Here is a 23,418-nt window from a genome sequence, read left to right as displayed (position 1 = left end):
ACGGCGGCTCAGCGCGCCGCGGGATTCTCCAGCAGCATGGCGGCACCCAGACCGCCGCCGGCGCAGGTGGCAATCACGGCGTAGCGCTCGCCGGTCTCGCGGATGCGGCGAATGGCCGTGGCAATCAACCGGCCGCCGGTGGCGGCAAACGGGTTCCCCAGGGCCAGCGAACCACCATGGATATTGAGCTTGTCCAGCGGAATCCCGCCGATCGGCGCGGCCGGCCCCGCCACCGTCTGCGCGTAGTCGGCATCGGCCAGCCCGGCCTGATTGGCCAGAATCTGGGCGGCGAAGGCCTCGTGCACCTCGAACGCGGCGATGTCCGCCGGCGTCAGGCCCTGGCGTTGCAGCAGCCGCGGAATGGCCACCGCCGGGCCCATGAGCATTTCGCTGCTCATGTCGGCCACACCGGTGAATTCGTAATCCCGAACGATGGCGCGGGCGGTCAGGCCACGGCGATCGGCCGCTCCGGCACTGGCCAGCAGCAGGGCGGTGGCGCCGTCGGTCAGCCCCGACGCGTTGCCGGCAGTGATGATGCCGCGGTCCGGATCGAACGCGGGCTTGAGGCGGGCCAGACGGTCGACGCTGGTATCCGGCCGAATACCGTCGTCACGGGTCACCATGCGCCCGTCCGGTGCCTCGACAGGCACCACTTCCTCGTCGAACCAGCCGGCGTCCCATGCCGCAGCGGCACGATGATGACTGCGCTCGGCATAGGCATCGGCGGCCTCGCGGGTGACGCCGAAACGCGCCGCCATGGCCTCGCAGGCCGCGCCCATGGTCAGGCCGGTGGTCAGGTCCCTGCTAGACGGCACGTCCGGGATCAGGTCCCAGGGCCGCAGACCGGCCAGAATGCGCAGCCGCTCGCCCGTCGACCGGGCCGTACCCAGCTTCACCGCCCGCTTGCGCACGTTGCGCGACATGCGGATCGGCAGGTCCGAGAAATTCTCGGTGCCCCCGCCTACCGCAAACTCCAGCCGGCCCAGGGCGATCATGTCGCACAGGTTGGCGATGCTGGCTTCCGGCGATATGCCGGCCATGGATATGGTCGATGCGGGTGTCAGGGCGGGATACCCGGCAGTCAGCATCGCCTCCCGGGCGACATTGGTGGTTTCCACGTCCTGCACCACACAGCCCAGCGTCACCATGCCCACATCGCCGGCGGCCAGCCCGGTCCGGGCCAGCACCGCCCGCAGCGGCACCGCGCCGAGTTCATGATTGCGCAGTTCCGCATAAGCACCGCCCGAGTTGATGAACGGCGTGCGCACCGCATCCACCACCACCGGTAGCCGGTCCTCGGGAATCGGCGTCAGATTGCTCATGCGTCGGCCCCGGTCAGCGTGACGTTCAGATGACCTGCCAGATGCAGCGTGTCATCCGCACCGCGCAACCGGATCGCCCGACGGCCGTCGGCATCGGGCTCGCGGGCCACCTGAACCGCCAGGTCTGCCGAAGGCAGCGGCACCGGCTTGACGTAGCGGACCTCGAATTCGGCGATATCGATCCCGGCATTGCGGATAGTCTCGTAAGTGCGGGCCAGAATCCCGAAGCCGTGGAGAATGCAACTACGGTAACGGGTGCGGCGGCCCACCGGCGTGAGCGTATGCAGCGGATTGAAGTCGCCGGTCAGCAGGGCGAAATTCAGGCCGTCCGATGCCGAGGCCGACCAGTGGCCAACGGTATCGAACGCGGGTTCCGGGTCACGAGGCCTGTCCGCCCGGCGCGGGCCGGGCTGGCGGCGCGGGACCGCCGCCACCACCTCGATATCCTGAGCTCGCGGGGTGCTGCGGGTCCCCGCCTCGAGCTGCGAGGCGATGCGTATACGCCGGCCGTCATCACTGACATCGGTCAGCCGGCCGCGCACCTGGATCGGTTCATCCGCCGGCAGCAGCGTCCGCGTTGCAATCCGGCAGCCCTGATTCACCGCGGACAACAGATTGTAGGGCGCCCGGCCGGTCAGCTCCGACACCAGGCCGAGCCCCCAGTAGGCAAAGAAATGCGGCGGCAGCACCCCGTCATAGCGATCCGGCGGCGCACCTGCCCAGGCCGCGTAGGCCTCGATCAGCGCCGGGGAAAACGGACCCATCCGGCGCGTCACCGGCGCACTCGGCGTTTCCACCTCGCCACCGCCCAGCCGCGGCAGAGCGGATCGGATACCGGCGCCGAACATGCCGACGATATTGGGCGCCTGGTGGCGCACGAAGGTCCAGGGGACAGTCACGCTCATGGTTGGTAATGCCTTGGCGTTGTGGATCAGGGCCATCGGCCCGTCGGATTGGCGCTGGATTATGCTTGATACGGCGGCATCGACCAATGCTCGCCCGGGTACGGGCAGCGACCGCGTGCGGGTTACAATCGCGCTCGGCGACGGGCCTCTAGCTCAATCGGTTAGAGCAGCAGACTCATAATCTGTTGGTTCGGGGTTCAAGTCCCCGGGGGCCCACCACTTACCGGCGGGATTTCCAGCACCGGCGATTCCAAGAGAGTGGTTCGGGGTTGTCAGGCCCATCCGTGGGCCTGACCCTTCGGGCTCGTTGCACTCGCGTCGATTCGCTCCCGGCGAATCGGTGTCTGGCCCATCCATGGGCCTGGCCCTTCGGGCTTGTTGCGCTCGCTTCGATTCGCTCCAGGCGAATCGGTGCGCGGCCCGGCCATGGCCCGCATCAGGGTAACTCCCTGCCCGCGCTTCGAGCCGCTACTAGAGTCGCTCCTCGCAAGCCTCCTGCGTCTGGCTGCTGATGAAGGCCCCGTCCGCCGAACGACCGAACCACGCACCGTCACGCTCGGTGCAGCCGCTGCTTGCCTCGGCAAGCGGGCTGTCACCGGCGGACTCTGTCACCGGATCACCGCCACAGCCCAGCAAAAGCATCACGGAGAGGGCAAGCACGGCACTCACGCGGAATCTCATCGGCATAACCAACTCCCTGGATTTGATGCCGAGCACAGGACGTTTCGACGCCCTCACGACCCACGCGGGCATTAAGCAATTAAACACGGCTGACTTTTCAGCATAGCCGCGCGCCGGTTTCACACTAGAGCAAGCAACGCGTCGAGTCGAACGCTCGAGAATCGCTCTTGTGCGCGTTACCGAGTAACTCTGCCAGGTGGCACGAGTGAGGACTACCAGCCGGATCAGCCCACCGGTGGTAACAGGCGCTTCTCCTCGAACACCCGGAACCATTTCCGGAACATGTCTTCGGTGTCGATCATCTCGGTAAAACCGGCACGGCGCAGCTTGACAGTGGACACGATCGCCGGGGCCACGCCGAAGCCTTCCGCCCCGTAGGCCATGCAGAAGTCGGCGTAGTGGCAGGATTCGCCGACGAAGCTTTCCAGGTCCGGGGTCTCCAGATCGTACTTGCGGCGGATGGCGTCCCATTCACCGGCGCGGGCGGGCATGGCCTCGCCCAGGCTGCAGGGTTCTTCCGGACCGGGCGCCATGCCCAGCATGTCGGCCAGCGCGGGCCACAGGTTCTGCCACAGGAACACGTCGCCGTTGGTGACATTGAAAATCTCGTTGCGCGCGGCCACTGCCTCGCCGGCCCAGGCGATGGCGCGGCCCAACAGGTCCGCATCCACGGCTTCCAGGATATTGCCCGGTCCGCCGGGGTAGATCAGCGGCTGACCGGCCTCGCGCAGCAGAGCGGCGTAGATGCCCAGGGCCGGGATCAGGTTCATGGCGCTGCCCATGGACATGCCGAAGATGATCTACGGGCGCAGCACGGTCCAGTGCCATGCGCGTCCCGCCTGCTTTTCACGTAGGTAATTTTCCTGTTCCAGTAGAAGTTGGGCTGCTCGTGCATCTCGTCACGGTTTTCCCGTGCCGGCACCGGGATCGGCTGCACGTGCACGCCGTAGGCCTTGGTGCCCTGCAGCAGGGTGACGTGCTGCAGATTGTTTGCCGCCGCGGATAACGGCTCGAACAGATTGCGCAGCATGCGATCGTTGGTCTCGATCTGCTCGGCCTCCAGCCAGCCGGGCACCAGCCCGGGCTTTTCGTAGAGAGCGGCGTAGACCAGATGCGTGGCATCCGACATGGCGCCGAAGATGTCGCGGCACTGGTCGGCGTCGTTCAGATCGGCGGCCATCTGGGTGGCGCCATGCAGTTCCATCGGCGGGCGGCGAGACACCGCCACCACGTCGCAGCCCGCCTCTGCCAGTGCCTTGAGAGCTCCATAACCCACCAGGCCGGATGCCCCGGCGACAATCACCTTTTTCTTCGACATGCCGCTCCTCCCGAATCGCGTGCCGGATGCTCGGCAATACCCCTGCGATCCCGACGCTACCCCAGCGTCGGTCGCCGGCCAAATCGGACCGAATCCAGTCGCGGTCTGCCGCCGGCGCGCGCCGACTGCTTTCAATGCCCCGGCCCGTTGGCGATAATGCAGTAAACTCCAGCTGCCGATGTATTCATGTCCGACGCCCCCGTTATCTGCGCAATCGAGGATTCGATCGCCCACATCACGCTGAACACGCCGGACAACGGCAACGTCATCAACCTGCCGATGGCCGAGGCGCTATCCGACGTGGCGCGACGGGTGGAGGCGACCGAGGGCCTGCGGGCGGTGATGATCGACGCCCGCGGCAAGATGTTCTGCGCCGGCGGAGACATCCGCGCCATGGACGCCAGCCGCGACGATCTGCCGGGCATGATTCACCGCTTGGTGCGCACCGCCCACGACGCCATCCTGCGTCTGGGCCGGCTGCCGGTGCCGGTGGTGGGCGCGCTCAACGGCGCGGTCGCCGGCGGCGGCCTGGGCCTGGCGATGTGCGCCGATTACCTGGTGGCCGCGGACAACGCCCGTTTCTGCGCGGCGCACACCATGATCGGCCTGTCCGGGGATTGCGGCGTGACGTTCTTCCTGCCGCGCGTCATCGGCCTGCGCCGGGCTCGCCGGATGACGCTGACCAACGAGACCATCAATGCCGAAACCGCGCTCGACTGGGGGCTGATCGAGGAAGTCGTGGCCGCCGATGCGCTGGCCGATACCGCCCGGGAACGCGCGGCCATGATGGCCGGCAGCGCCACCAACGGGTTGATCGCCTCCAAGAAGCTCACCGGCGCGTCACTGGGCGCCGCACTCGAGGCCCATCTGGGCCGCGAGCTGGAGCAGATGGTGGCCTGTAGCCGCACCCACGACGCTCGAGAGGGCATCGACGCATTCGCCAACAAGCGAACGCCTGCGTATACCGGCCGATAACCGGTTACCGACCCGGAACCGGACGACAATCCGTGATTCGATTACCTGCCCGGCTGGTGCCGGCAGCACTGCTGTGTGCGCTGCTGATTGCCTGCTCCGGCGCCACACCGACGTCACAGAGGGCCGCCTTCATAACCCCCGGCAGCGGGGGCCAGGCCGTCATCGAATTCACCAGCAACCGGCTGGATATCAACGCCATGGGCGGCGAGGCCGGCGTCGGCACCATGGGCGTACACGTCAAGCCCAGTTTCTGCGCCGGGGCGTCACAGCCCGTGGGCGGGCTCAAGCGGATATCGGCCAGCCAGCGTATGGAAAGCCTCTCGGTGCCGGCCGGGGAACCGCTGGTGGTGGAAGCGTTCTGGCAGTCGGGCGACCGCCACTGTTTCATCACCCAGCGGGCCTTCACGGCCCAGGCTGGTGCGGTGTACCGGATGACGCAGCAGGTGAATACCGCCACCAGCGCCTGCCAGCTTCAGGTATCGCAGCAGCAGCGCACCGGTCAGTACCGCTACCTGGGTCGGCTGCAGACGATCAAGCAGGCCTGCTCGTTCAGCCGGCGCTGACCCCGCCCCTATTTCTGGTCGGTGTCGAGCGTCTGCTGAAGGGCCCGTGCCAGAAAGGCCGGCTGGGCAAACGCGGCCTGATGGATGGCCGGGGTGTAGTAATGGGTTTCCAGACCGGCCACGTGGGTTGGCGCCTGCAGGGCGCCGTCGGATTTCGCCGCCATGGTGGCCGACCACCAGCCGGTGGGATATACCGGTTGCGGAAACGACAGCACGTGGCTGTCGGCAAATCCGGCGCGGCGCATCGCCGCGTGCATGTCGCAGATCAGCCGGGTGTGGGCCAGCGGCGATTCACTCTGCTGCACCAGCAGACCGGCGGGGCGCAAGGCGGCCAGGCAGCTGCGGTAGAAGGGCTCGTTGAACAGACCCTCGGCCGGGCCGATCGGATCAGTGCTGTCGACGATAATGACGTCCAGCGATTCCGGATCACGGTTGGCCATCCAGGCAATGCCGTCGGCGAAGGCGAGTTCGGCCCGCGGGTCGTCGTTGGCGCTGCACAGGGCTGGAAAGAACTGCTCCGCCACCCGGGTGACGCGTTCGTCGATCTCGATCTGGGTGGCGCGCGCCACGCCTTCGTGCTTGAGCACCTCGCGCAGGCTGCCGCAGTCACCGCCGCCGATGATGGCCACGTCCCGCGGGCTGCCGTGGGCGAACAGCGCCGGGTGGGTCATCATCTCGTGGTAAACGAAGTTGTCCCGGTCGGTAAGCATGATGAAGCCGTCAATCACCATCAGCCGCCCGAAAGTGTCGGTGTCATAAACCTCGATGGTCTGATACTCGCTGGTCTCGACGTGCAATCGGTCATTGATCCGCAGCGAGAACGCGGTGCCCACCTCGCTCGCCGTTTCAGTGAACCAGCCCTGATCCAGTACCATTTGCCGCCTCATCGCTTGCGTGGCCGGCCAGTATAAATGAACCCTCCCGACTCCCCGATGACCGACTGGCAGGTGGCCGACAGCCGCGACCTGTATCGCGTGGCCCAGTGGGGCGAGGGCTATTTCGGCATCAACGACACCGGCCATGCCAGCGCCCGGCCACGCCCCGACGCCGCCGCCATCGACATGCTGGAGCTGGCCGACGAACTCGAGAACCGGGGCCTGCGCCTGCCGGTGCTGGTGCGCTTCACCGACATTCTGGGCGACCGGATCAGCCGTCTGCTGGGCGCATTCGATCAGGCCCGGGCGGCGCACGACTACGCGGCCGACTACACCGTGGTCTATCCGGTCAAGGTCAATCAGCAGCGCACCGTGGTCGAGCACATCATCGGCCACGACGACGAGCGCGTGGGCCTGGAAGCCGGCAGCAAACCCGAACTGATGGCGGTGCTGGCGATGGCGCCGCCGGGCCGCACCATCGTGTGCAACGGCTACAAGGACAGCGCCTTCCTGCGCCTGGCCATGGCCGGGGTACAACTGGGCCACCGGGTGATGCTGGTGGTGGAAAAACCCTCGGAGCTGGAGGATGTTCTCGCCCTGGCCGCCGAAACCGGCGTGCTGCCGCAGCTGGGTCTGCGTGTGCGCCTGGCCAGCGTGGCCGCCGGCCACTGGCAGAACACCGGCGGCGACAAGGCCAAGTTCGGGCTCACCGCCAGCCAGGTGGTGGCCGCGGTCGACCGGCTGCGCATCGCCGGTCGTCTCGAGTCACTGTGCATGCTGCATCTGCATATCGGCTCACAGGTCGCCGACCGCGCGGCCCTGCGCCGGGCGATGACCGAAACCGCCAGCCTGTACCACGCCCTGCGCGATCTGGGCGCCCCGGTGGACTGCGTGGACGTCGGCGGCGGCCTGGCGGTGGACTACGAGGGCCGGCGGGCCACCAGCTTCTGCTCCATGAACTACGGCGTGGACGACTATGCCGATATCGTGATCGGGGAACTGGCCGCCGCCTGCGCCCGCCACGATCTGCCGCAGCCGGCGGTGATCAGCGAATCCGGCCGGGCGCTGACCGCCCACCATGCAGTGCTGCTCACCGAAGTGATCGACAGCGAGACCGGTGACGATCACAACGCCGAACCGGACCTGCCGCCCGCCGACGCCCTGGCGGCCGTCCACCAGGCCCAGGATGCCCTCGATGCCGCCCAGGCTGCCTTCACCGCCGGCGAAATCGACCTCGCCGCACGGGCGGCGGCGGAGCGCACCGCCTTCGCCAGTTTCCGCCTGCTCGAGCAGCGCCTCTCGCCGGCCGATCCGGCCCAGCATCAGGCCCTGATTTCCCTGCGTGAACGGCTGGCGGACAAGTACTTCTGCAATTTCTCGGTATTCCAGTCCACCCCGGACGTGTGGGCGCTGGACCAGGTCTTTCCGGTGCTGCCGCTACAGCGCCTCGACGAACATCCCGATTGCCGGGTGCGGCTGTGCGATCTCACCTGCGATTCCGACGGCCGGCTCGATCGCTACGTCGACGCCGACGGGCTCGACACCACGCTGCCGCTGCACGGCCTGCGTGACGGCGAGCGCTACCGGCTGGGCATCTTCCTGGTGGGCGCCTATCAGGAGAATCTGGGCGACATGCACAACCTGTTCGGCGACACCGACGCGGTGAACGTGGAACTCACCCACACCGGCTGGCAGCTGACCGAGGCCGAACGCGGCGATGCCACCGACGAACTGCTGCGATACGTTCACTTCGAGCCGGATGCCCTGCGCGCCGCCTACCGCCGCAAGGCGGACGCCGCCGGCCTTGATGGCGATAGTCGCGACGGCTGCCTGGCGCTGCTGGAGGACGGGCTGGGCGGCTACACCTACCTACTGGACTGAGGAGTCATCCAATGCAAGCCGGATTCATCGGCCTGGGCGCCATGGGTTACGCCATGGCCGCCAATCTCCATCGCGCCGGCCTGCTGCGGGCCGTCTACAACCGCGGAGCCGAACCGCGCGAGCGCTTCACCTCGGAGCACGGCATATCCGCCCTGGCGGACATCGGCGAACTCGCCGGGCTGTGCGACGTCATCGTCACGTGCGTGTCGGCCGACGCCGACGTGCTGACCGTGGTCGACGCCATTCTGCCCGCCATGCAGCCCGGCACCATCGTCATCGACTGTTCCACCGTCGCGTCCGATACTGCCCGCGAGGCGGCTTCACAGGTGTCGGCTCAGGGCGGCGCGTTTCTCGATGCCCCGGTATCCGGCGGCACGGAAGGCGCCGCCAACGGCACCCTGGCAATGATGGTCGGCGGCGACGAAGACGCTTTCGAACGCGCCCGGCCGGCGCTGGAGGCGATGGGCCAGCGTATCGTGCACATGGGCGACGCCGGCAGCGGCCAGGCGACCAAGGCGGTCAACCAGGTGATGGCGGCCGGCATCAACCAGGCGGTGACCGAGGCCCTGTCCTTTGCCACCGCGCTGAATCTGCCGCTGGACAAGGTGATCGAGGTGGTGGGCTCGGGCGCCGCCGGCAACTGGTTCGTCCAGAACCGCGGGCCCACGATGGTCCGCGGCGAGTACACCGGGTTCGGCTTCAAGGTGGCGCTGCACCATAAGGATCTGGCCATCTGCCAGCACATGGCCGAGACGCGCGGCGGGCAGTTGCCGCTGGCCGAGCGAACGCTGGCCGATTATGAGCGGCTGATCGCCGACGACCACGGCGATGAGGACATTTCCGCCCTGTTTCGGCTCAAGCGAAAGCTTTTCTGAACACGTCGTTGGCCTCGCTGCTGGAGGCTTCGATTTCGCCCCAACCTGTGCAATAGTAATAAAGATAACTGACGCGCCCGGCGTGGCCGCCCATGCGTCAGCATCGGTGAGGATCGTTGCTGCAGGGGGTGTTCAGTGCACGGGACTCTGATCTCTGACGGAGATCCATCGACAGCGGCTGGTACCAGGCCAGCCCTGGCGAACCTCAGTGGCCCGGGCAACCTTCCCACGGCTCGCCCATCGATGGCGATGACCCCACTCGGCCTTCGATTCCTAGTGCCGGAAGTCGACCGGCTTTTCAGGGAATGGCAGGAGATCGAAGTCCTCCCGATAGTGCGATTCGGCACCATCGTAGCCATCACCTCGTGGATCGGCGGTCTGCCCGGTTTCTGGGTGGCCGCTCGGTCGGCATTCCCGGTCGCCGGTACCTGGGTGGCCCTGGTCGTCAGCATGCTGCTCCTCTGCCTGTGGCTGACCTATCGGCCCACTCTGCGGCGCTGGGTTCTGCCCGCCAGCGCCGCGGTGAATGTCATTTCCGGCTTTGCAGTGATCGGCATCGGCTTCTGGGCCCAGCCGTCCCCGGGCGTGGTCTCCAGCGTACTCATCGTGATCGCGTTCTTCGGGCTCACCATATTCCGCCTGTATCCGCTACAGGGCGCCATCGGTGTCGGCGCTTATGTCGCGGTGTCCGGCTGGCTGACCATTGGCGCACATCGGGACGGATTGATCGACCTGTACGACATGTTCTATTACCTGTTCATGCCGATCGCGGCCTACGCCACCGGCATGGTGATCTGCGTACAGATGTGGCGAATGTCGCGGGAGGCGTACCGGCGATCCCGGATCATTGCCGACCAGCAGGAAAGGCTGGAGGCAGAGCGTGCGCTATCCGACGAGCTCCTGCTGAATATCCTGCCAGCTGGCATTGCCCAGGAACTCAAGTACTCGCCGGGACTGATCGCGCAGCACTGCGACGGGGCGACGGTACTGTTCGCGGACATCGTCGGCTTCACGCCACTCGCGGCAAAACTGCATCCCGACGCGGTGGTCACCCTGCTCAACGAGATTTTCAGCCACTTCGATGCCCTTGCCGAGAATTGCGGCGTCGAGAAAATCAAGACCATCGGTGATGCCTATATGGCGGTAGCGGGCCTGCCGGACCCGAATCCCCGGCATGCAGTGGTTGCGGCGGAAATGGCGCTGGGCATGAGAGACTCCATTGCGAGCCTCGCAGCAGCACGACACTACGGCATCAGTATGCGTATCGGCCTGGCCTCGGGGCCATTGGTTGCCGGCGTGATCGGCACACGCCGGTTTGCCTACGACCTCTGGGGTGACACCGTCAATACGGCGGCTCGCATGGAATCCCATGGCGTGCCGGGCCAAATCCAGATCGACCAGCGCACCCAACAAGCCTTGTACACCCGCTACCGCACCGAGTATCGCGGGCAGATCAACATCAAGGGCAAGGGCGCCATGCCTACCTGGTTGCTGCAGGCGCGGCTGGACCGATCATCGGGTGACCGGCACTGACAAGCCGACTCAGGGCGCCACGCGAAACACGTCATCCGGAATCTCGTCTTCGATGGCGGTGTTGTCGCGGATGATTCGCGCCAGCGATGCCCGCCCGATCTCCTCAACACCCAGTTCGGTGTAAGTGGCAGCATCCAGGCGCTCGTACCAGAATCGATCACCATCACGAAGGGATTCGAACTGGCGCTTGAGGATGCTGAAGGCCAGTTCTCCCACCATGGCGCCGGGCAAGTGGTCCTCCGCCATGCAGCCGATCCAGGGGTCGATCAGTTCGACGCTGTCGTAGGCTTCGACCAGCCGGGCACGGATTTCCGGGTCCGAGCTGACATCGGCAAACGTCGCCTTTGCTGTCAGGCCCAGCGACCGCCGGAGTTCGTTGTAGGCGGGCAGGCCATGATCCCGCGCACGCTGCAGGTTAAGCGCGATCAGATCGCGACCGCCGTCGCCCGGCGGGCCGAACAGAAAGTTGCGCACGTCGTCGACCACCAGCGGATCGAGCTCCTGCGCCCGCTGTTCGGCCAGGCCCCGCAGCAAAGGTTCAATGCCGCCCTCGGCCCGCAGCCGCTCCGGCGAAAAGAAGAACGCATCACGCAGAGGAAGGTCGCCGGCGGCGATGGTTTGTCCGTCCGGGCCGATACGTCGCAGCGTGGATGAAAGCAGGCTGTGGCCGAGGCGAAACGCCACGGTGGCAAACTCGTTGGTCAGGTGGGCCTCGGTATCCGGGTCGTAGCCGTCATAGGGCGACAACCCGTTCTCGCCCAGCAAGAGAGGCAGGAATTCCTCATAGGTAATTCGCTGCACCTTGGCAATCACAATGGCGCGGGCGTGCTGATACAGGGCGTCGCCGTCCAGCGCTGCGTCGGCCGCATGCAAGCGCTCCGCCAGCCGATTGTGCTCACGCACAAACAGAACATGCAGCGCCGTGAGCGCAACCTGTTCGTTGGCCCGTACATCGCCCGCCACGAACAGCGACGGATCATCACTGTCCGGATTGTTTTCGAGACCCGTGGTATTCAGGGGCAGCAACGCGCCCTCGCTGGTGCGCAACTTGCCGCTGCCGTCGTTGCGCCGCAATGCCTGTGCCCGGTCCTCGTCGGACCCGTACACCTGGCTGGCGTCAATATAGGCAGTCAGCGCATTCATCTGCTGACGGGGATCCGCCTGGCCGGTATCGGGGTCGTACTCGCTGCGATCGAAGGGAATCTCCACCGCCCCGGACCCGGCCGGATCGAAGTACTCGTCGCCCGGCGGTACCGGAATCGGCAGGGGCGCATCCGCCTGTTCCCGAGCCAGGGTCAGGTCATGGTCCAGGAACTGCCCCCACTGCCAGAGAAAATCGCTGGCCCCGGCGGCATTGGGCAGACTGCCGCTCTGTCGGGCGACGATGTTGCTGACGGCGCGCGGATTCGGCCTATCGATGCCGGAGGGCTCGGCCAACCCGTCCGGATACGCGGGATGAACCATTCGCGCCATCGGGGTATCCGCGCGGCCGACCACCGGCGATTCGGCGTTGTTCCCGGCGCCGGAAATGCTTCGGAACTCCGGCTCGGGGTCCGGGACCGCCGGCGGCGTGTCGGAGCCACCACCACCGCATGCCGCAAGCGCCATGACCAGACCCGTGGCGACCCACCACCGGTGACCGACCGCGTCCGTGGAAAACACCTCGTTCTCCCGCCGAACATCCCCACGCCGGCATTGTTCAACGTCACCCCAACCCACCACAACTCGCCGTCCAACTGTTGGCTGGCACATTATTGTGCCGAGATTCGGGATTGCGGTGACGCGCCTGTCCCGCCAAGCTCGGCCTTCCACCCAACGCCGGAGCCTTCCGATGACACTGACCATTTCCAGCGCCACCCTGGTGCCCATTGTTTCACTGGCCGCCGGTATCGCCATTCTGCTGGTGCCGCGCCTGCTCAACTACATCGTGGCCGGCTACCTGATCATCACCGGCGTGCTGGGCCTGATGGGCTGATCCGGCTTGTCGCCGCGGTCGGTCAACGATCCCCGGTGACGTCCAGCAGCGGCCCGTCGCAGCGGAATTCACTGTCCGCGTCGCCGGTCAGACAACCCTCGACGGCCTGCTTGAGCTGAGCCCCGACATCGCCGCCGGGATCCACGGCGAAGAACAGGGGCTTCTCGCGCCAGGCCGGTTCCGGATGGGTGATGTAGATCAGCGCCAGCCGACAGCGTCCATCCTCGGTGGCCCCCTCGACCTGATACTGGGCGGTAGCACCGGCCGCCGACCGGGTCATGTAGGCCGCGCCCGACTCGCAGGCCGCGACCGCGTCGACGAAACAGGCCTGCGAATCGCAGGGCGGCGGGCCCTCGCCGCCCATCATCGACCCGGCCCGCAGCGACCAGAGTGCCAGCAGCAACGTGGCTGCCGACACCACCGCCATCGGTTTTCCAACACCCATAACGCTTCCCCCTCGCTCCGGAATGCGTGACCCGGCAGCCTAGCTGGCAGCCGCCGGCGCGTACAGGCGTTGCCCGTGCGCCAGACGTGCCCAACAAGGGGACCACAGAGATGTTATGACTGGGCGACCACGCACGGGATCGGTGAGCCCGCCCGGGTTACCGCCGCGTACCAAGTCGGAAGGAAAACGCATGCCCGTTCTCAGCATTCGACCCAGATCGTCGCGACGGCGCCGAACAGCAGCGCTTGCGCTACTGGCCTGCCTTATCGCGCCGGCGTCCCTGGCGCAGTTCCAGGCTGAAGCCGGCAACGGCAACGATCAGGACCGCATCGCCCGCGACATGGTCAGCGTGCTCAAGGCCTATGCGGTCTACAAGATGGGCCAGTTCGACGAGGCCTTCGACCGCTACAAGGTGATCGCGGAATCCGGCAATACCCAGGGCATGCTCAACCTGGCCAACATGTACGCCGCCGGCGAGGGCACCGAGCAGGACTACGAAAAAGCGCTGCACTGGTACCGTAAGGCGGCCGAGGCCGGCGACGCCAACGGCATGTTCGAGACCGCGCAAGCCTACGAAAAGGGGCTTGGCACCGAACCCGATGCGGCGCGCGCCCGCCACTGGTATGAACAGGCGGCCGACCACGGCAATGCCGAGGCGCAGTACGCGCTCGGCATGCAGTTGGTGGACGCGGGCGACGAGCAGGCCGGGCTGTCCTGGCTGCGCCGGGCAGCGACGGAACACGGCCACCCGGCCTCGCAGCGGTATCTGGCGGCCCGCGAGGGCGGCGGCGAACCACAGCCGGTGGCCCGTGGCAATCGCGGTGCCGTGACCAAGACGCTGGACAACATCACAGACGCCGCCGGCAGACGCGACGCCGCCGGCATCGTGACCCACGTGGCCACGGACGCCCGCATCCGCGTGCGCCTGCCCAACGGCAGCGGCTGGGACGAACTCGACCGGGAGGCGCTGCGCGAGCTGTGGCAGGAAACCTTCGACCGAGCCGAGGATTACCGGGTCACGCGCCGGGATACGACCATGCAGCGCACCGCCGCCGGCATCCGCGTGTCATCGAACCTGGATGAACGGCTGGCCTCCGGCGACGATGGCGCGCGGCTGACGATCGCCGAAACCGCCATCTTCCGCATCGACCAGGGTCGCGCGGTAATCCACGATCTGAGTCTGGACATCCGCCGCGACAACAGCTGACCGGTTACGGAAACGCCGGCTTGTGCGGCTCGGTGTCACCGATGTTCACCTCGGGATGATGCGAGCGCACCAGTTCGGCGATGCCGCCCACATCAGCGTTCGGCACATCCACCATCAGCAGCAGCTGACCGTCGTCAATGGCCTGCTCGTAGTTGCGGATTTCGCGATTGGGCAGGCGAATGCCGATCATGCTGGCGGCCCAGGCGCCGAAGCCCGCCCCGGCCAGGGTTGTGGCGGCCACCAACCCGCCGCCGACCACGACCCCGGCCGGCGGGAACGTCACCGCCGTCAGGCCGGCCAGCACGCCGGTGGCACCCCCGACGGCCAGCCCACGCTCGGCGGATTCGATCAGGTCGGATTTCTGGCGCAGATCCGCCTCGGGCAGATCGCCCAGCGGCGTACCCTCCCGGGCTACCACATGCATGTGGCGCGCCTCGATCCGGGCCAGCAGCAGTTCGTCAACAATGGTTTCGGCCGTGCCGGCGTCGGGCACGAGGAAGTAAAGACGACGTCGCATGGCAACCTCCCGCAAACGTCGAAGCCGTCAGACTTGGACGCCGTATGGCGGGCAGGGTTTCGTGATCGCGTCAGTCGTTCGCGGCCAGCCGCTGCCGCGCCCGGGCCGCCGCCGCCCGCACCTGCGCCGGGGCGGTGCCGCCAATGTGGTCGCGCGCGGCGACCGAGCCATCGAGCGTCAGAACCTGGTAGACATCGTCGCCGATCATGTCGGAAAAACCGCGTAACGTGCCCAGAGACAGATCGGCCAGATCGACGCCACCGTCCTGCGCCGCTCGCACCGCCTTGCCCACGATTTCATGGGCATCGCGGAACGCCACGCCCTTGCGCACCAGGTAGTCCGCCAGATCGGTGGCGGTGGCAAAGCCGCGGGCGGCTGCGCGCCGGCAGGCGTCGGCATCCACCCGGATGTGCGGCACCATGTCGGCATAGAGGCCCAGGCAGTCACGCAGGGTATCGAGGGTGTCGAACAGCGGCTCCTTGTCTTCCTGGTTGTCGCGGTTGTAGGCCAGCGGCTGGCCCTTCATCAGGGTGAGAAGGGCCATCAGGTGGCCGGTGACCCGTCCGGTCTTGCCGCGCACGATTTCCGGCACGTCGGGATTCTTCTTCTGCGGCATGATCGAGGAGCCGGTGCAGTAGCGGTCCGGCAGCTCGACGAATCCGAACGCCGGACTGATCCACAGGATCAGCTCCTCGGCCATCCGCGACAGGTGGGTCATCACCAGCGCGGCATCGGCCAGGAATTCGATCGCGAAATCACGATCGGACACCGCATCCAGCGAGTTCTCGGCGACGTCGTCGAACCCCAGCTGCTCGGCCACGAACGGCCGATCGATCGGGAAGGTAGTGCCGGCCAGCGCCGCACTGCCCAGCGGCAGCACATTGACCCGACGACGGGTGTCGGCCAGCCGGGCGCTGTCACGCGCCAGCATGGCTTCCCAGGCCAGCATGTGGTGGCCGAAGGTCACCGGCTGGGCCACCTGCATGTGGGTGAAGCCGGGCATCACGGTATCGGCCTCGCGTTCGGCCAGGTCGATCAGCCCGGTCCGCAGGCGCGCCAGTTCCGCGCACAGCTCGTCGATTCCGGCACGCAGCAGCAGGCGCAGGTCGGTGGCGACCTGGTCGTTGCGGGAACGGCCGGTGTGCAGTTTCTTGCCCGCCTCGCCGATGCGCTCGGTCAGGCGGGCCTCGATGTTCATGTGCACGTCTTCGAGGTCGTCGCGCCATACCAGCTCGCCGCGCTCGATTTCACCGCCGATGTCCTGCAGCCCGGCCACGATCCGGTCGCGCTCATCATCGGTAAGCACGCCCACCTTCGCCAGCATGGTGGCGTGGGCAATCGAACCGCGAATGTCGTAGGGCGCCAGGCGGCAATCGAACGACACCGAGGCGGTGAAACGCTGCACCCGGGCATCCGGGCCTTCACTGAAGCGTCCGCCCCAGCTCTGGTTGGTGGGCTTGTCGGCCATGTTGGCTGCGGCTACCGCCGTTTGCGAAAGGCCGCGAATTATAGCAACGCCGCTTGACCCCGGGACCGCCGCGCCGAACACTGCCCGGATGAACCCCACGGCGACGCGCCCCGCCCAGGCATTCCTGCCGGATTTCTGCGGCACCGGGCGGGTGGTGGATGTGCTGGTGATCTGCCAGCTGGTGGCAGTGGTGCTGGCCCTGTCGGCGCTGCAGACCGCCCGCGGTTTCTGGTTCTCGCTGTTCCTGATGTCGCTGTATCTGCAGTGGATCGGCATCTTCAGCGTGGCCGCGCTGTGCCTGATCCGCCGGCATCTGGGGCACCTCAATGCCCGCCTGGTGGCCGGCCTGAGCTACACCGGCCTGCTGGCGGTGACCTTCGCCCTGAGCGAGATCGTGTACCTGGCCGGCCCGCAGACCGGCATCGCCCCGCTGGTGGCCGATATCAGCCATCAGGATTTCCTGATCCGCAATCTCGGCGTCTGCGCCGTGGTGTCGGCGCTGGGCCTGCGCTATTTCTGGCTGCGCGACGCCTGGCAACGCCAGGCCGCCGCCGAAGCCGAGGCCCGCTACCAGGCCCTGCAGGCCCGCATCCGGCCGCACTTCCTGTTCAACTGCCTGAACAGCATCGCCGCCCTGGTGGCGATGCGCCCGGCCGATGCCGAACGCGCCATCGAGGACCTGTCGGACATTCTGCGCGCCAGCCTGGCCGACGATGACCGCCCGCTGGCCACCCTGCGCGAGGAACTGGAACTGGTGGACGCCTACACCCGCATCGAGGCACTGCGGCTGGGGGACCGGTTGACCCTGGATCGCCATATCGAACCGGCAGTGGCCGACTGGCCATTACCGCCGCTGTCGCTGCAACCGCTGGTGGAGAACGCTATTCGCCACGGCATCGAAAAGCTGCCGGGCGGCGGGCGCATCAGCATCGAGGCGGTCCGCCGCGGCGATTTCCTGGCGGTGAGCGTGACCAATCCCCGGATCGAGAAACCCGATGATGACAGCGGCGGCCTGCGCCTGGCCCTGGCCAACATCGAGCAACGCCTGGCCCTGCGCTATGGCGGCCGCGCCAGCCTGCAGACGGCCCGCGGCCCGGACCGCTTCAGCGTGGTGCTCAACCTGCCGGCGCCGGAGGCGGACAACCTGTGAAGCTCCTGATCGTGGATGACGAGCCGCTGGCGCGGCAGCGTCTGGCGCAGATGGTGGCCGAACTGCCCGGCTGGGAGGTCGCCGGCGAAGCCGCCGACGGCCAGGCCGCCCTGGACGCGGTCGAGCACCACCAGCCGGATGTCGTGCTTCTGGACATCCACATGCCCGGCATGGACGGTCTGCAGGTGGCGCGCACGCTGGCCGAGCAGCCGATGCCCCCGGCGGTGATCTTCACCACGGCGCACGATCAGCACGCCCTGTCGGCCCACGACACCCGCGCCGCCGGCTATCTGCTCAAGCCGGTCCGCCGCGACCGGCTGGCGGCGGCGCTGATGCGCGCACGCCAGCCCAGCCGCGCACAGATGCATTCCGGTACCATGCCGGCCGCCGGTGAACGCCGATACGTGCACGGGCAGGACCGTGACGGTCTCGCTCGCGTGGCGGTGGACGACATCGTCTGCTTCATCGCCGAGGACAAGTACGTCACCGTGCACCATCTGCACGGCCAACTGCTGATCGAGGAATCGCTGCGTTCGCTGGAAGACACCCTGGGCCCGGGCTTCATTCGGGTGCACCGCAAGGCGCTGGCCGCCCGGGACCACATTCAGGCCCTGCGCCGCGGCCCCGAGGGCCCGGAGCTACTGCTGCGGCATCTGGCGATGCCGGTGCCGGTCAGCCGCCGGCGGCTCGGCGACGTCAGGCAACTGCTGGAACAGGATCAATGACCGACACCCCCACCGCGCGCCTGCGCATCGCCACCCGCAAGAGCGAGCTCGCCATGTGGCAGGCCCGGGATGTGCAGCAGCGGCTACAGGCCGCGCACCCCGCGATGACCATTTCGCTGGTGCCGCTATCCACCCGCGGCGACCGCATCACCGACCGGCCGCTGTCGGCGATCGGCGGCAAGGGCCTGTTCCTCAAGGAACTGGAGCAGGCGCTTCTGGCCGACGAGGCCGACATCGCGGTGCATTCCATGAAGGATGTCCCGGCGGAACTGGAACCCGAATTCGACCTGCCGGTGGTGCTGGCCGGCGGCAGCCCGTTCGATGCGTTCGTGTCCAACCGTTTCGACAGCCCCGGCGACCTGCCGGCCGGCGCCCGGCTGGGTACCTCGAGCCTGCGCCGCGCGGCCCAGCTCAAGCACCTGCGTCCCGATCTCGAGGTCGACAGTCTGCGCGGCAATGTTGGGACGCGGCTGGGCAAACTCGATGCCGGCGAGTTCGACGCCATCGTGCTCGCCTGTGCCGGCCTCGAACGGCTGGGTCTGGCCGACCGCATCCGCCAGCAGATACCGCCGGAGGTCTGCCTGCCGGCCATCGGTCAGGGCGTGATGGGCATCGAGCTCCGCGCCGGCGACACCGCGGCCGCCGAGGCGGTCGCCGCGCTCAATGACGTGGACACCCACGTGCGTGTCACCGCCGAACGGGCGGTCAATGCCCGCCTAGCCGGCAGTTGTCACCTGCCGATCGCGGCCTTCGCCGAACTGGACGCCGGTCAACTCCGCCTGCGGGCCTGCGTCGGCGCCCCCGACGGCAGCCAGCTAGTGGCCGACGAAACCACCGGCCCGGCCGAAGAGGCCGCGGCCCTTGGCACCGCGCTGGCCGAACGCCTGCTGGCGGCCGGGGCCGACCGGATTCTCGCTGCGCTGTGAACCGGCTGTCCGGCCTGCGCGTATGGGTCACCCGCCCGGTCGCCCAGGCCGAGGCGTTGTGTGATGCCATCGAGGCCGCCGGCGGCCACGCCCTGCGCCAACCGCTGCTGGCGATCGAAGCCCCCACCGATCCCGCCGGCTCGGACCGCGGCCTCAACAGCGCCGCCGGGGCCGATGACCTGATCTTCACCAGCGCCAATGCGGTGGCAGGGGCCTGGCGCCTGCGGCCGGATTTCCGGCCGACCGGGCAGCTTGCGGCGGTGGGCGCCGCCACGGCCGCGGCGCTGCGCGCCGCTACCGGCCGCAAGGTGCTGGCTCCGACCGTGGATACCACCAGCGAGGGTCTGCTCGCCCTGTCCCGCTTCGACAATCCCGCCGGCCGGCGCGTGATGATCATCGGCGGCGAGGGCGGCCGGACTACCCTCGCCGACACGCTCGAACAGCGCGGCGCCGAGGTCGGCAAAGTGGCGGTCTATCGCCGGCAGCCGGTAACCCCATCGCGGCCGCGGCTGCAGGCGCTGGTGGCGGAGGCCGATGTCCTGGTCATCACCAGCGGCGAGGCACTGACCCATCTCGCCGCCATCACGCCGGCCGCACTGTGGCCGGACCTGCGCGCCCGCCAACTGGTGGTGCCGAGTGAGCGTGTGTTAAAACGGGCACAAGATCTGGGTTTCAACACCATGCCGCTGCGGCCGCCGCGCATGGACGACGCCGCCATTCTGGAGACGCTTGCGCGCTGCCCGGCCGCAGGCCACGGAATCGGCCGGGGGAGCGCATAAACACATGACCGAGTCCCAACGACCGGAGGAACCGGCCCGCGAGGCGGATACGGCCGACGCCGAGCCGACCGAAACCACGGACGACAACGCCGAGACCGAAACGGCGGAAACCGCCGCCGTGCCGGCCTCCGACAAACCACGCCGCGGCGGCCGGGCTGCCGCGGTACTGGCCGTACTCGCCCTGCTGCTGGCCCTGGCGGCGGTGGCCGGCGTGGCCGGACTCGCCTGGCTGGGCGATCAGCGGGCCGACGAACTCGACGACCGCATGGCCACGGTGGAGCAGAGCCTGGAAACCACCGTCCAGGACGATCTGATGCCGCGCCTGCGGAATCTGTCGTCGCAGCTCGAGGACACCACCGGATCGGTCACTTCGCAGGGCGACGAGATCGCCGACCTGCAACAGGGGCTGGACGATACCCGGGTGCAGATGGGCGAACTGGTTGAGCGCGTCGAGGGCGGCACCCGGCGCTGGAAGCTGCTGGAAATCGAAAGTCTGTTGGCCGCCGCCAACGAACGCCTGTTGCTGCATCGCGACGCCGGCGGCGCCCGCCGCGCGCTGGAACTGGCCAGCCGTCACATCGGCAATCTCGGCGATCCGCGGCTGTTCGAGATTCGCGAGCAGGTGGTGGACGAAATCGCCGCGCTCAACGCGCTGCCCGATCCGGATATCGAGGGCATGGCACTAACCCTGTCCAGCCTGGTGGAGCAGGTGCCGGATCTGACCCTGAAATCCGAGATGTCGGCCAATTACGACGCCGAGACACCCGACCCCGACACGCTCATCGACGCCCCCGGCTGGCAGCACTTCGTGGATTCGCTGGGCACCGCACTGGAGGGCATGTTCACCATCCGACGCAGCGACGAGCCGCATCAGCCGCTGATGCCGCCCGACGAGGCCTATTTCCTGTACCAGAACCTGACGCTGAAGCTGCAGTCCGCGCGGCTGGCGCTGCTGCAGCGCCAGGGCGAGGTGTATCGCAGCAACCTGGATAGCGCCCGGCAGTGGCTCAAGACCTATTTCGATACCGATGCCGCGGGGGTCGCCGGCGTGCTGGAACAGCTCAACGGCATCAGCAAGGCCGGCATCGACTGGCAGGCACCCGACATCAGCGACAGCCTGGTGGCCATGCGCGCCTTCCTTCGCGAGCAGGCCCAGAAGCGGCTGAGCGGCAACCCGGACCAGAACCCGTCCGGCAACAACGGCAGCGAATAAATGCGACGCCTGCTGCTGTTCTTCTTCATCTTCCTGGTCGCCGGCGTCGGGCTGGCGCTGGTATTCCGCGAACACAACGGCTACGTGCAGATCGCCTACGCGGACTGGCGCCTGGAAACTTCGCTGTTCTTCTTCCTGGCGGTGCTGGTGGCCGGTCTTTATACCGCGCTGCTGCTGTGGCGGCTGGCGGTCACCGGTGCCCTGCTGCCCCGTAACCTGCGCGAGTTGCTGGCCCGGCGCGGCGAACGCAAGGCCCGCCGGTCGCTCTACCAGGGCCTGCTCAAGCTGTTCGAGGGCCGCTGGGCCGACGCCGAGAACGAACTCGCGAAGCTGGCCGAACGCCAGGACAACCCGACCCTCAACTATCTCGGCGCGGCGCGATGCGCCCAGCACCTGCAGGCACCCGACCGGCGTGACCGCTATCTGGAACAGGCCGCCGCCCGGCGCGGCAGCTCCGAGCTGGCGATCCTGCTGACCCAGGCCGAACTGCAGATGGAGCAGGGCCAGGATGCCGAAGCCCTGGCCACGCTGACCCGGCTGCGGGAGATCGAGCCCACTCACGGTCACGGCCTGGTGCTGCTGGCCCGGCTGAGCGAACACATGGGCGACTGGGCCCAGGTGCGCGAGTTGCTGCCCGTGCTGCGCAAGCAGCAACTACTCGGGGAGGACAAACGCCGCGACCTCTCCATCCGCGCCTGGACCGATCTGGTGCGCCAGGCCGAGGCCAATGCCGACACGCTGCCGGACACCTGGAAACGGGTTCCGCGCGACCTGCGGCGCAATCCCGCGGTGCAACTGGTGTACGTGCGCAAGCTGATCGAAGCCGGCGCGCCGGTGGCCGCCGCCGACCTGATCCGCGCCACCCTGCGCACCCAGTGGGATGCGGGGCTGGCGCTGGCATTCGGCGATATCGCCAGCGACAACCGCACGGCCCAGCTGGCCACGGTGGAAGCCTGGCTCAAGCAGTATGGCGAGGAGCCGGAACTGCTGCTGGTGGCCGGCCGTCTGTGTCTGCGCAACCGGCTCTGGGGCCGAGCACGCAGTTACCTGGAAAACAGCCTGCGCGGGGTCAACCGGCCGTCGGCGCTGCTGGAACTCGGCCGGCTGTTCGAGGAAATCGACCAGGACGAGGAAGCCCGCCAGGCGTTCCGTCAGGGGCTGGAAGCCGTACTGGACAACCCCCGATAGCCACCGTGACCCGCGCCGTGATCATCGGCTGCGGCGACACCGGGCAGCGAGTCGCCCGGCTGGCCGCCGACCGCGGCTGGGATGCCACCGGCATCGTGCGCAGCGCCGAGAGTGCCGATCGCCTTGCCCGAAGCGCGATCGCGGCACAGGCGGTCGACCTCGACCAGCCCGACCCCGATCTGCCCGATGCTGACCTGCTGTTCCATTTCGCCCCGCCCCCGAGAACCGGCGACGACGATCCGCGGATGGCCGCCGTCCTGGCCGCCTACGCCCACCGGCCGCCCCGTCGGCTGATCTACATCGGCACCAGCGGCGTGTACGGCGACTGCGGCGGCGACTGGGTCACCGAGGACCGGCCGCTGAACCCGATCACCGACCGCGCCCGCCGCCGCGCAGCCGCCGAGCGTCGGCTGGCCGACTGGCCCGGTGCCGTGGTCATCCTGCGCGCGCCCGGCATCTACGGACCCGGCCGGCTGCCGATCGAACGGGTACGTCGCGGCGAACCGGTGCTGGACGACGCCGACAGTCCCTGGACCAATCGCATCCACATCGATGATCTGGCTGCCGCCGCCATCGCCGCCGCCGAACGCGGCCCGGACCGGGCCGTCTACAACGCCGCCGACGGTCAGCCGACCCCGATGGGTGCCGCCTACCGAGCCATCGCCCGGCGCCTGGGCCTGCCCGATCCGCCCACCATCAGCCGTGCCGAGGCGGAGCGGGACTGGAGCGAGATGCGGCTGTCGTTCCTGCGCGAATCGCGTCGCCTCGACAACCACCGGCTGCGCGACGATCTGGGGCTGGTGCTGCGCTATCCCGACCTCAACAGCGGGCTGGACGCAAGCTTGCCGGCCCGCGGCTGACTCCGCCCCGCAAGCAAACCCGGGGCACCCCGGTCAT

Annotated in this window: 24 protein-coding genes and 1 tRNA gene; 15 read left to right on the top strand and 10 right to left on the bottom strand. The window is 67.9% G+C overall.

The window, feature by feature from the left end; translation table 11 throughout:
* Positions 1-8: 8 nt before the first annotated feature.
* Complete coding sequence (locus RM531_RS01275) at positions 9-1,322, bottom strand: thiolase family protein (protein WP_311656694.1); 1,314 nt, start codon at positions 1,320-1,322, stop codon at positions 9-11.
* Positions 1,319-2,227 carry a MaoC family dehydratase gene (locus RM531_RS01270; protein ID WP_311656692.1) on the bottom strand — a complete coding sequence of 303 codons (909 nt, stop codon included), beginning with the start codon at positions 2,225-2,227 and terminating at the stop codon, positions 1,319-1,321. The genes RM531_RS01275 and RM531_RS01270 overlap by 4 nt, the downstream gene beginning before the upstream one ends.
* Positions 2,228-2,369: 142 nt before the next feature.
* On the opposite strand from RM531_RS01270, the gene RM531_RS01265 reads away from it, so the two are divergent.
* Positions 2,370-2,446 (top strand) — tRNA-Ile (locus RM531_RS01265).
* Between the two features lie 252 nt (positions 2,447-2,698).
* Here the strand turns inward: RM531_RS01265 and RM531_RS01260 are convergent.
* The 3 genes from RM531_RS01260 to RM531_RS01250 form a co-directional block, all read right to left on the bottom strand.
* On the bottom strand, positions 2,699-2,908 hold the full coding sequence (locus tag RM531_RS01260) for a hypothetical protein (protein WP_311656690.1): 210 nt from the start codon (positions 2,906-2,908) through the stop codon (positions 2,699-2,701).
* Positions 2,909-3,132: 224 nt separating this feature from the next.
* On the bottom strand, positions 3,133-3,696 hold the full coding sequence (locus RM531_RS01255) for a Rossmann-fold NAD(P)-binding domain-containing protein (RefSeq protein WP_311656689.1): 564 nt from the start codon (positions 3,694-3,696) through the stop codon (positions 3,133-3,135).
* A complete protein-coding gene (locus RM531_RS01250) occupies positions 3,675-4,226 on the bottom strand; it encodes an NAD-dependent epimerase/dehydratase family protein (protein WP_311656687.1) in 552 nt (183 codons plus the stop codon). Before RM531_RS01250 ends, RM531_RS01255 begins: the two co-directional genes overlap by 22 nt.
* Before the next feature lie 186 nt (positions 4,227-4,412).
* On the opposite strand from RM531_RS01250, the gene RM531_RS01245 reads away from it, so the two are divergent.
* Complete coding sequence (locus tag RM531_RS01245; RefSeq protein ID WP_311656685.1) at positions 4,413-5,201, top strand: enoyl-CoA hydratase/isomerase family protein; 789 nt, start codon at positions 4,413-4,415, stop codon at positions 5,199-5,201.
* A 32-nt stretch (positions 5,202-5,233) separates the two neighbouring features.
* Complete coding sequence (locus tag RM531_RS01240; RefSeq protein ID WP_311656683.1) at positions 5,234-5,764, top strand: hypothetical protein; 531 nt, start codon at positions 5,234-5,236, stop codon at positions 5,762-5,764.
* An 8-nt stretch (positions 5,765-5,772) separates the two neighbouring features.
* Here RM531_RS01240 and speE read toward each other — a convergent pair whose 3' ends face one another.
* On the bottom strand, positions 5,773-6,639 hold the full coding sequence (gene speE / locus RM531_RS01235) for a polyamine aminopropyltransferase (protein ID WP_311656682.1): 867 nt from the start codon (positions 6,637-6,639) through the stop codon (positions 5,773-5,775).
* Positions 6,640-6,696: 57 nt separating this feature from the next.
* Here speE and speA point away from each other — a divergent pair, with 57 nt between their 5' ends.
* From speA to RM531_RS01220, 3 genes are all read left to right on the top strand, one after another.
* Positions 6,697-8,520, top strand: coding sequence for a biosynthetic arginine decarboxylase (gene speA, locus RM531_RS01230; protein WP_311656681.1), 1,824 nt, complete (start codon positions 6,697-6,699; stop codon positions 8,518-8,520).
* A gap of 11 nt (positions 8,521-8,531) precedes the next feature.
* Positions 8,532-9,395, top strand: coding sequence for an NAD(P)-dependent oxidoreductase (locus RM531_RS01225; protein WP_311656680.1), 864 nt, complete (start codon positions 8,532-8,534; stop codon positions 9,393-9,395).
* A 432-nt stretch (positions 9,396-9,827) separates the two neighbouring features.
* Entirely contained in the window at positions 9,828-10,928 is a 1,101-nt protein-coding gene (locus tag RM531_RS01220; RefSeq protein WP_311656679.1) for an adenylate/guanylate cyclase domain-containing protein, read from the top strand.
* Positions 10,929-10,937: 9 nt separating this feature from the next.
* Here the strand turns inward: RM531_RS01220 and RM531_RS01215 are convergent, their stop codons facing one another.
* Positions 10,938-12,590, bottom strand: coding sequence for a peroxidase family protein (locus RM531_RS01215; RefSeq protein WP_311656678.1), 1,653 nt, complete (start codon positions 12,588-12,590; stop codon positions 10,938-10,940).
* A 169-nt stretch (positions 12,591-12,759) separates the two neighbouring features.
* Here RM531_RS01215 and RM531_RS01210 point away from each other — a divergent pair, with 169 nt between their 5' ends.
* A complete protein-coding gene (locus RM531_RS01210) occupies positions 12,760-12,903 on the top strand; it encodes a DUF3096 domain-containing protein (protein ID WP_311652421.1) in 144 nt (47 codons plus the stop codon).
* A gap of 22 nt (positions 12,904-12,925) precedes the next feature.
* On the opposite strand, the gene RM531_RS01205 is transcribed toward RM531_RS01210, so the two are convergent.
* Complete coding sequence (locus tag RM531_RS01205; protein ID WP_311656677.1) at positions 12,926-13,348, bottom strand: hypothetical protein; 423 nt, start codon at positions 13,346-13,348, stop codon at positions 12,926-12,928.
* Positions 13,349-13,538: 190 nt separating this feature from the next.
* Here RM531_RS01205 and RM531_RS01200 point away from each other — a divergent pair, with 190 nt between their 5' ends.
* Entirely contained in the window at positions 13,539-14,555 is a 1,017-nt protein-coding gene (locus RM531_RS01200) for a hypothetical protein (protein WP_311656675.1), read from the top strand.
* Between the two features lie 4 nt (positions 14,556-14,559).
* Here the strand turns inward: RM531_RS01200 and RM531_RS01195 are convergent, their stop codons facing one another.
* Positions 14,560-15,072, bottom strand: coding sequence for a DUF1269 domain-containing protein (locus tag RM531_RS01195; protein ID WP_311656673.1), 513 nt, complete (start codon positions 15,070-15,072; stop codon positions 14,560-14,562).
* 70 nt (positions 15,073-15,142) lie between these two features.
* Positions 15,143-16,540: an argininosuccinate lyase gene (argH, locus tag RM531_RS01190; RefSeq protein ID WP_311656671.1), complete on the bottom strand. Its 1,398-nt coding sequence runs from the start codon at positions 16,538-16,540 to the stop codon at positions 15,143-15,145.
* Between the two features lie 88 nt (positions 16,541-16,628).
* Between argH and RM531_RS01185 the strand changes: the two genes are divergently transcribed.
* From RM531_RS01185 to RM531_RS01155, 7 genes are read left to right on the top strand one after another with little or no spacing between them, the layout of a single operon-like run.
* Complete coding sequence (locus RM531_RS01185) at positions 16,629-17,690, top strand: sensor histidine kinase (RefSeq protein WP_311656669.1); 1,062 nt, start codon at positions 16,629-16,631, stop codon at positions 17,688-17,690.
* Positions 17,687-18,415, top strand: coding sequence for a LytR/AlgR family response regulator transcription factor (locus tag RM531_RS01180; protein WP_311656667.1), 729 nt, complete (start codon positions 17,687-17,689; stop codon positions 18,413-18,415). The genes RM531_RS01185 and RM531_RS01180 overlap by 4 nt, the downstream gene beginning before the upstream one ends.
* A complete protein-coding gene (gene hemC / locus RM531_RS01175) occupies positions 18,412-19,341 on the top strand; it encodes a hydroxymethylbilane synthase (RefSeq protein WP_311656665.1) in 930 nt (309 codons plus the stop codon). The genes RM531_RS01180 and hemC overlap by 4 nt, the downstream gene beginning before the upstream one ends.
* Positions 19,338-20,120 (top strand): uroporphyrinogen-III synthase, encoded by a 783-nt coding sequence (locus RM531_RS01170; protein WP_311656663.1) that lies wholly within the window; start codon positions 19,338-19,340, stop codon positions 20,118-20,120. Before hemC ends, RM531_RS01170 begins: the two co-directional genes overlap by 4 nt.
* Positions 20,121-20,124: 4 nt before the next feature.
* Positions 20,125-21,333 carry a uroporphyrinogen-III C-methyltransferase gene (locus RM531_RS01165; protein WP_311656662.1) on the top strand — a complete coding sequence of 403 codons (1,209 nt, stop codon included), beginning with the start codon at positions 20,125-20,127 and terminating at the stop codon, positions 21,331-21,333.
* Entirely contained in the window at positions 21,334-22,521 is a 1,188-nt protein-coding gene (locus tag RM531_RS01160) for a heme biosynthesis HemY N-terminal domain-containing protein (protein ID WP_311656661.1), read from the top strand. It abuts the gene before it with no gap.
* A 5-nt stretch (positions 22,522-22,526) separates the two neighbouring features.
* A complete protein-coding gene (locus tag RM531_RS01155; protein ID WP_311656659.1) occupies positions 22,527-23,381 on the top strand; it encodes an NAD-dependent epimerase/dehydratase family protein in 855 nt (284 codons plus the stop codon).
* The last annotated feature ends 37 nt before the right edge of the window (positions 23,382-23,418 follow it).

It is taken from the genome of Spectribacter acetivorans, from assembly GCF_031846305.1.
GTDB classification, from domain to species: Bacteria; Pseudomonadota; Gammaproteobacteria; order Nevskiales; family Salinisphaeraceae; genus Spectribacter; species Spectribacter acetivorans.
Note: the sequence above shows the minus strand (reverse complement) of the source record. Positions and strands in the feature narration are given on the sequence as shown.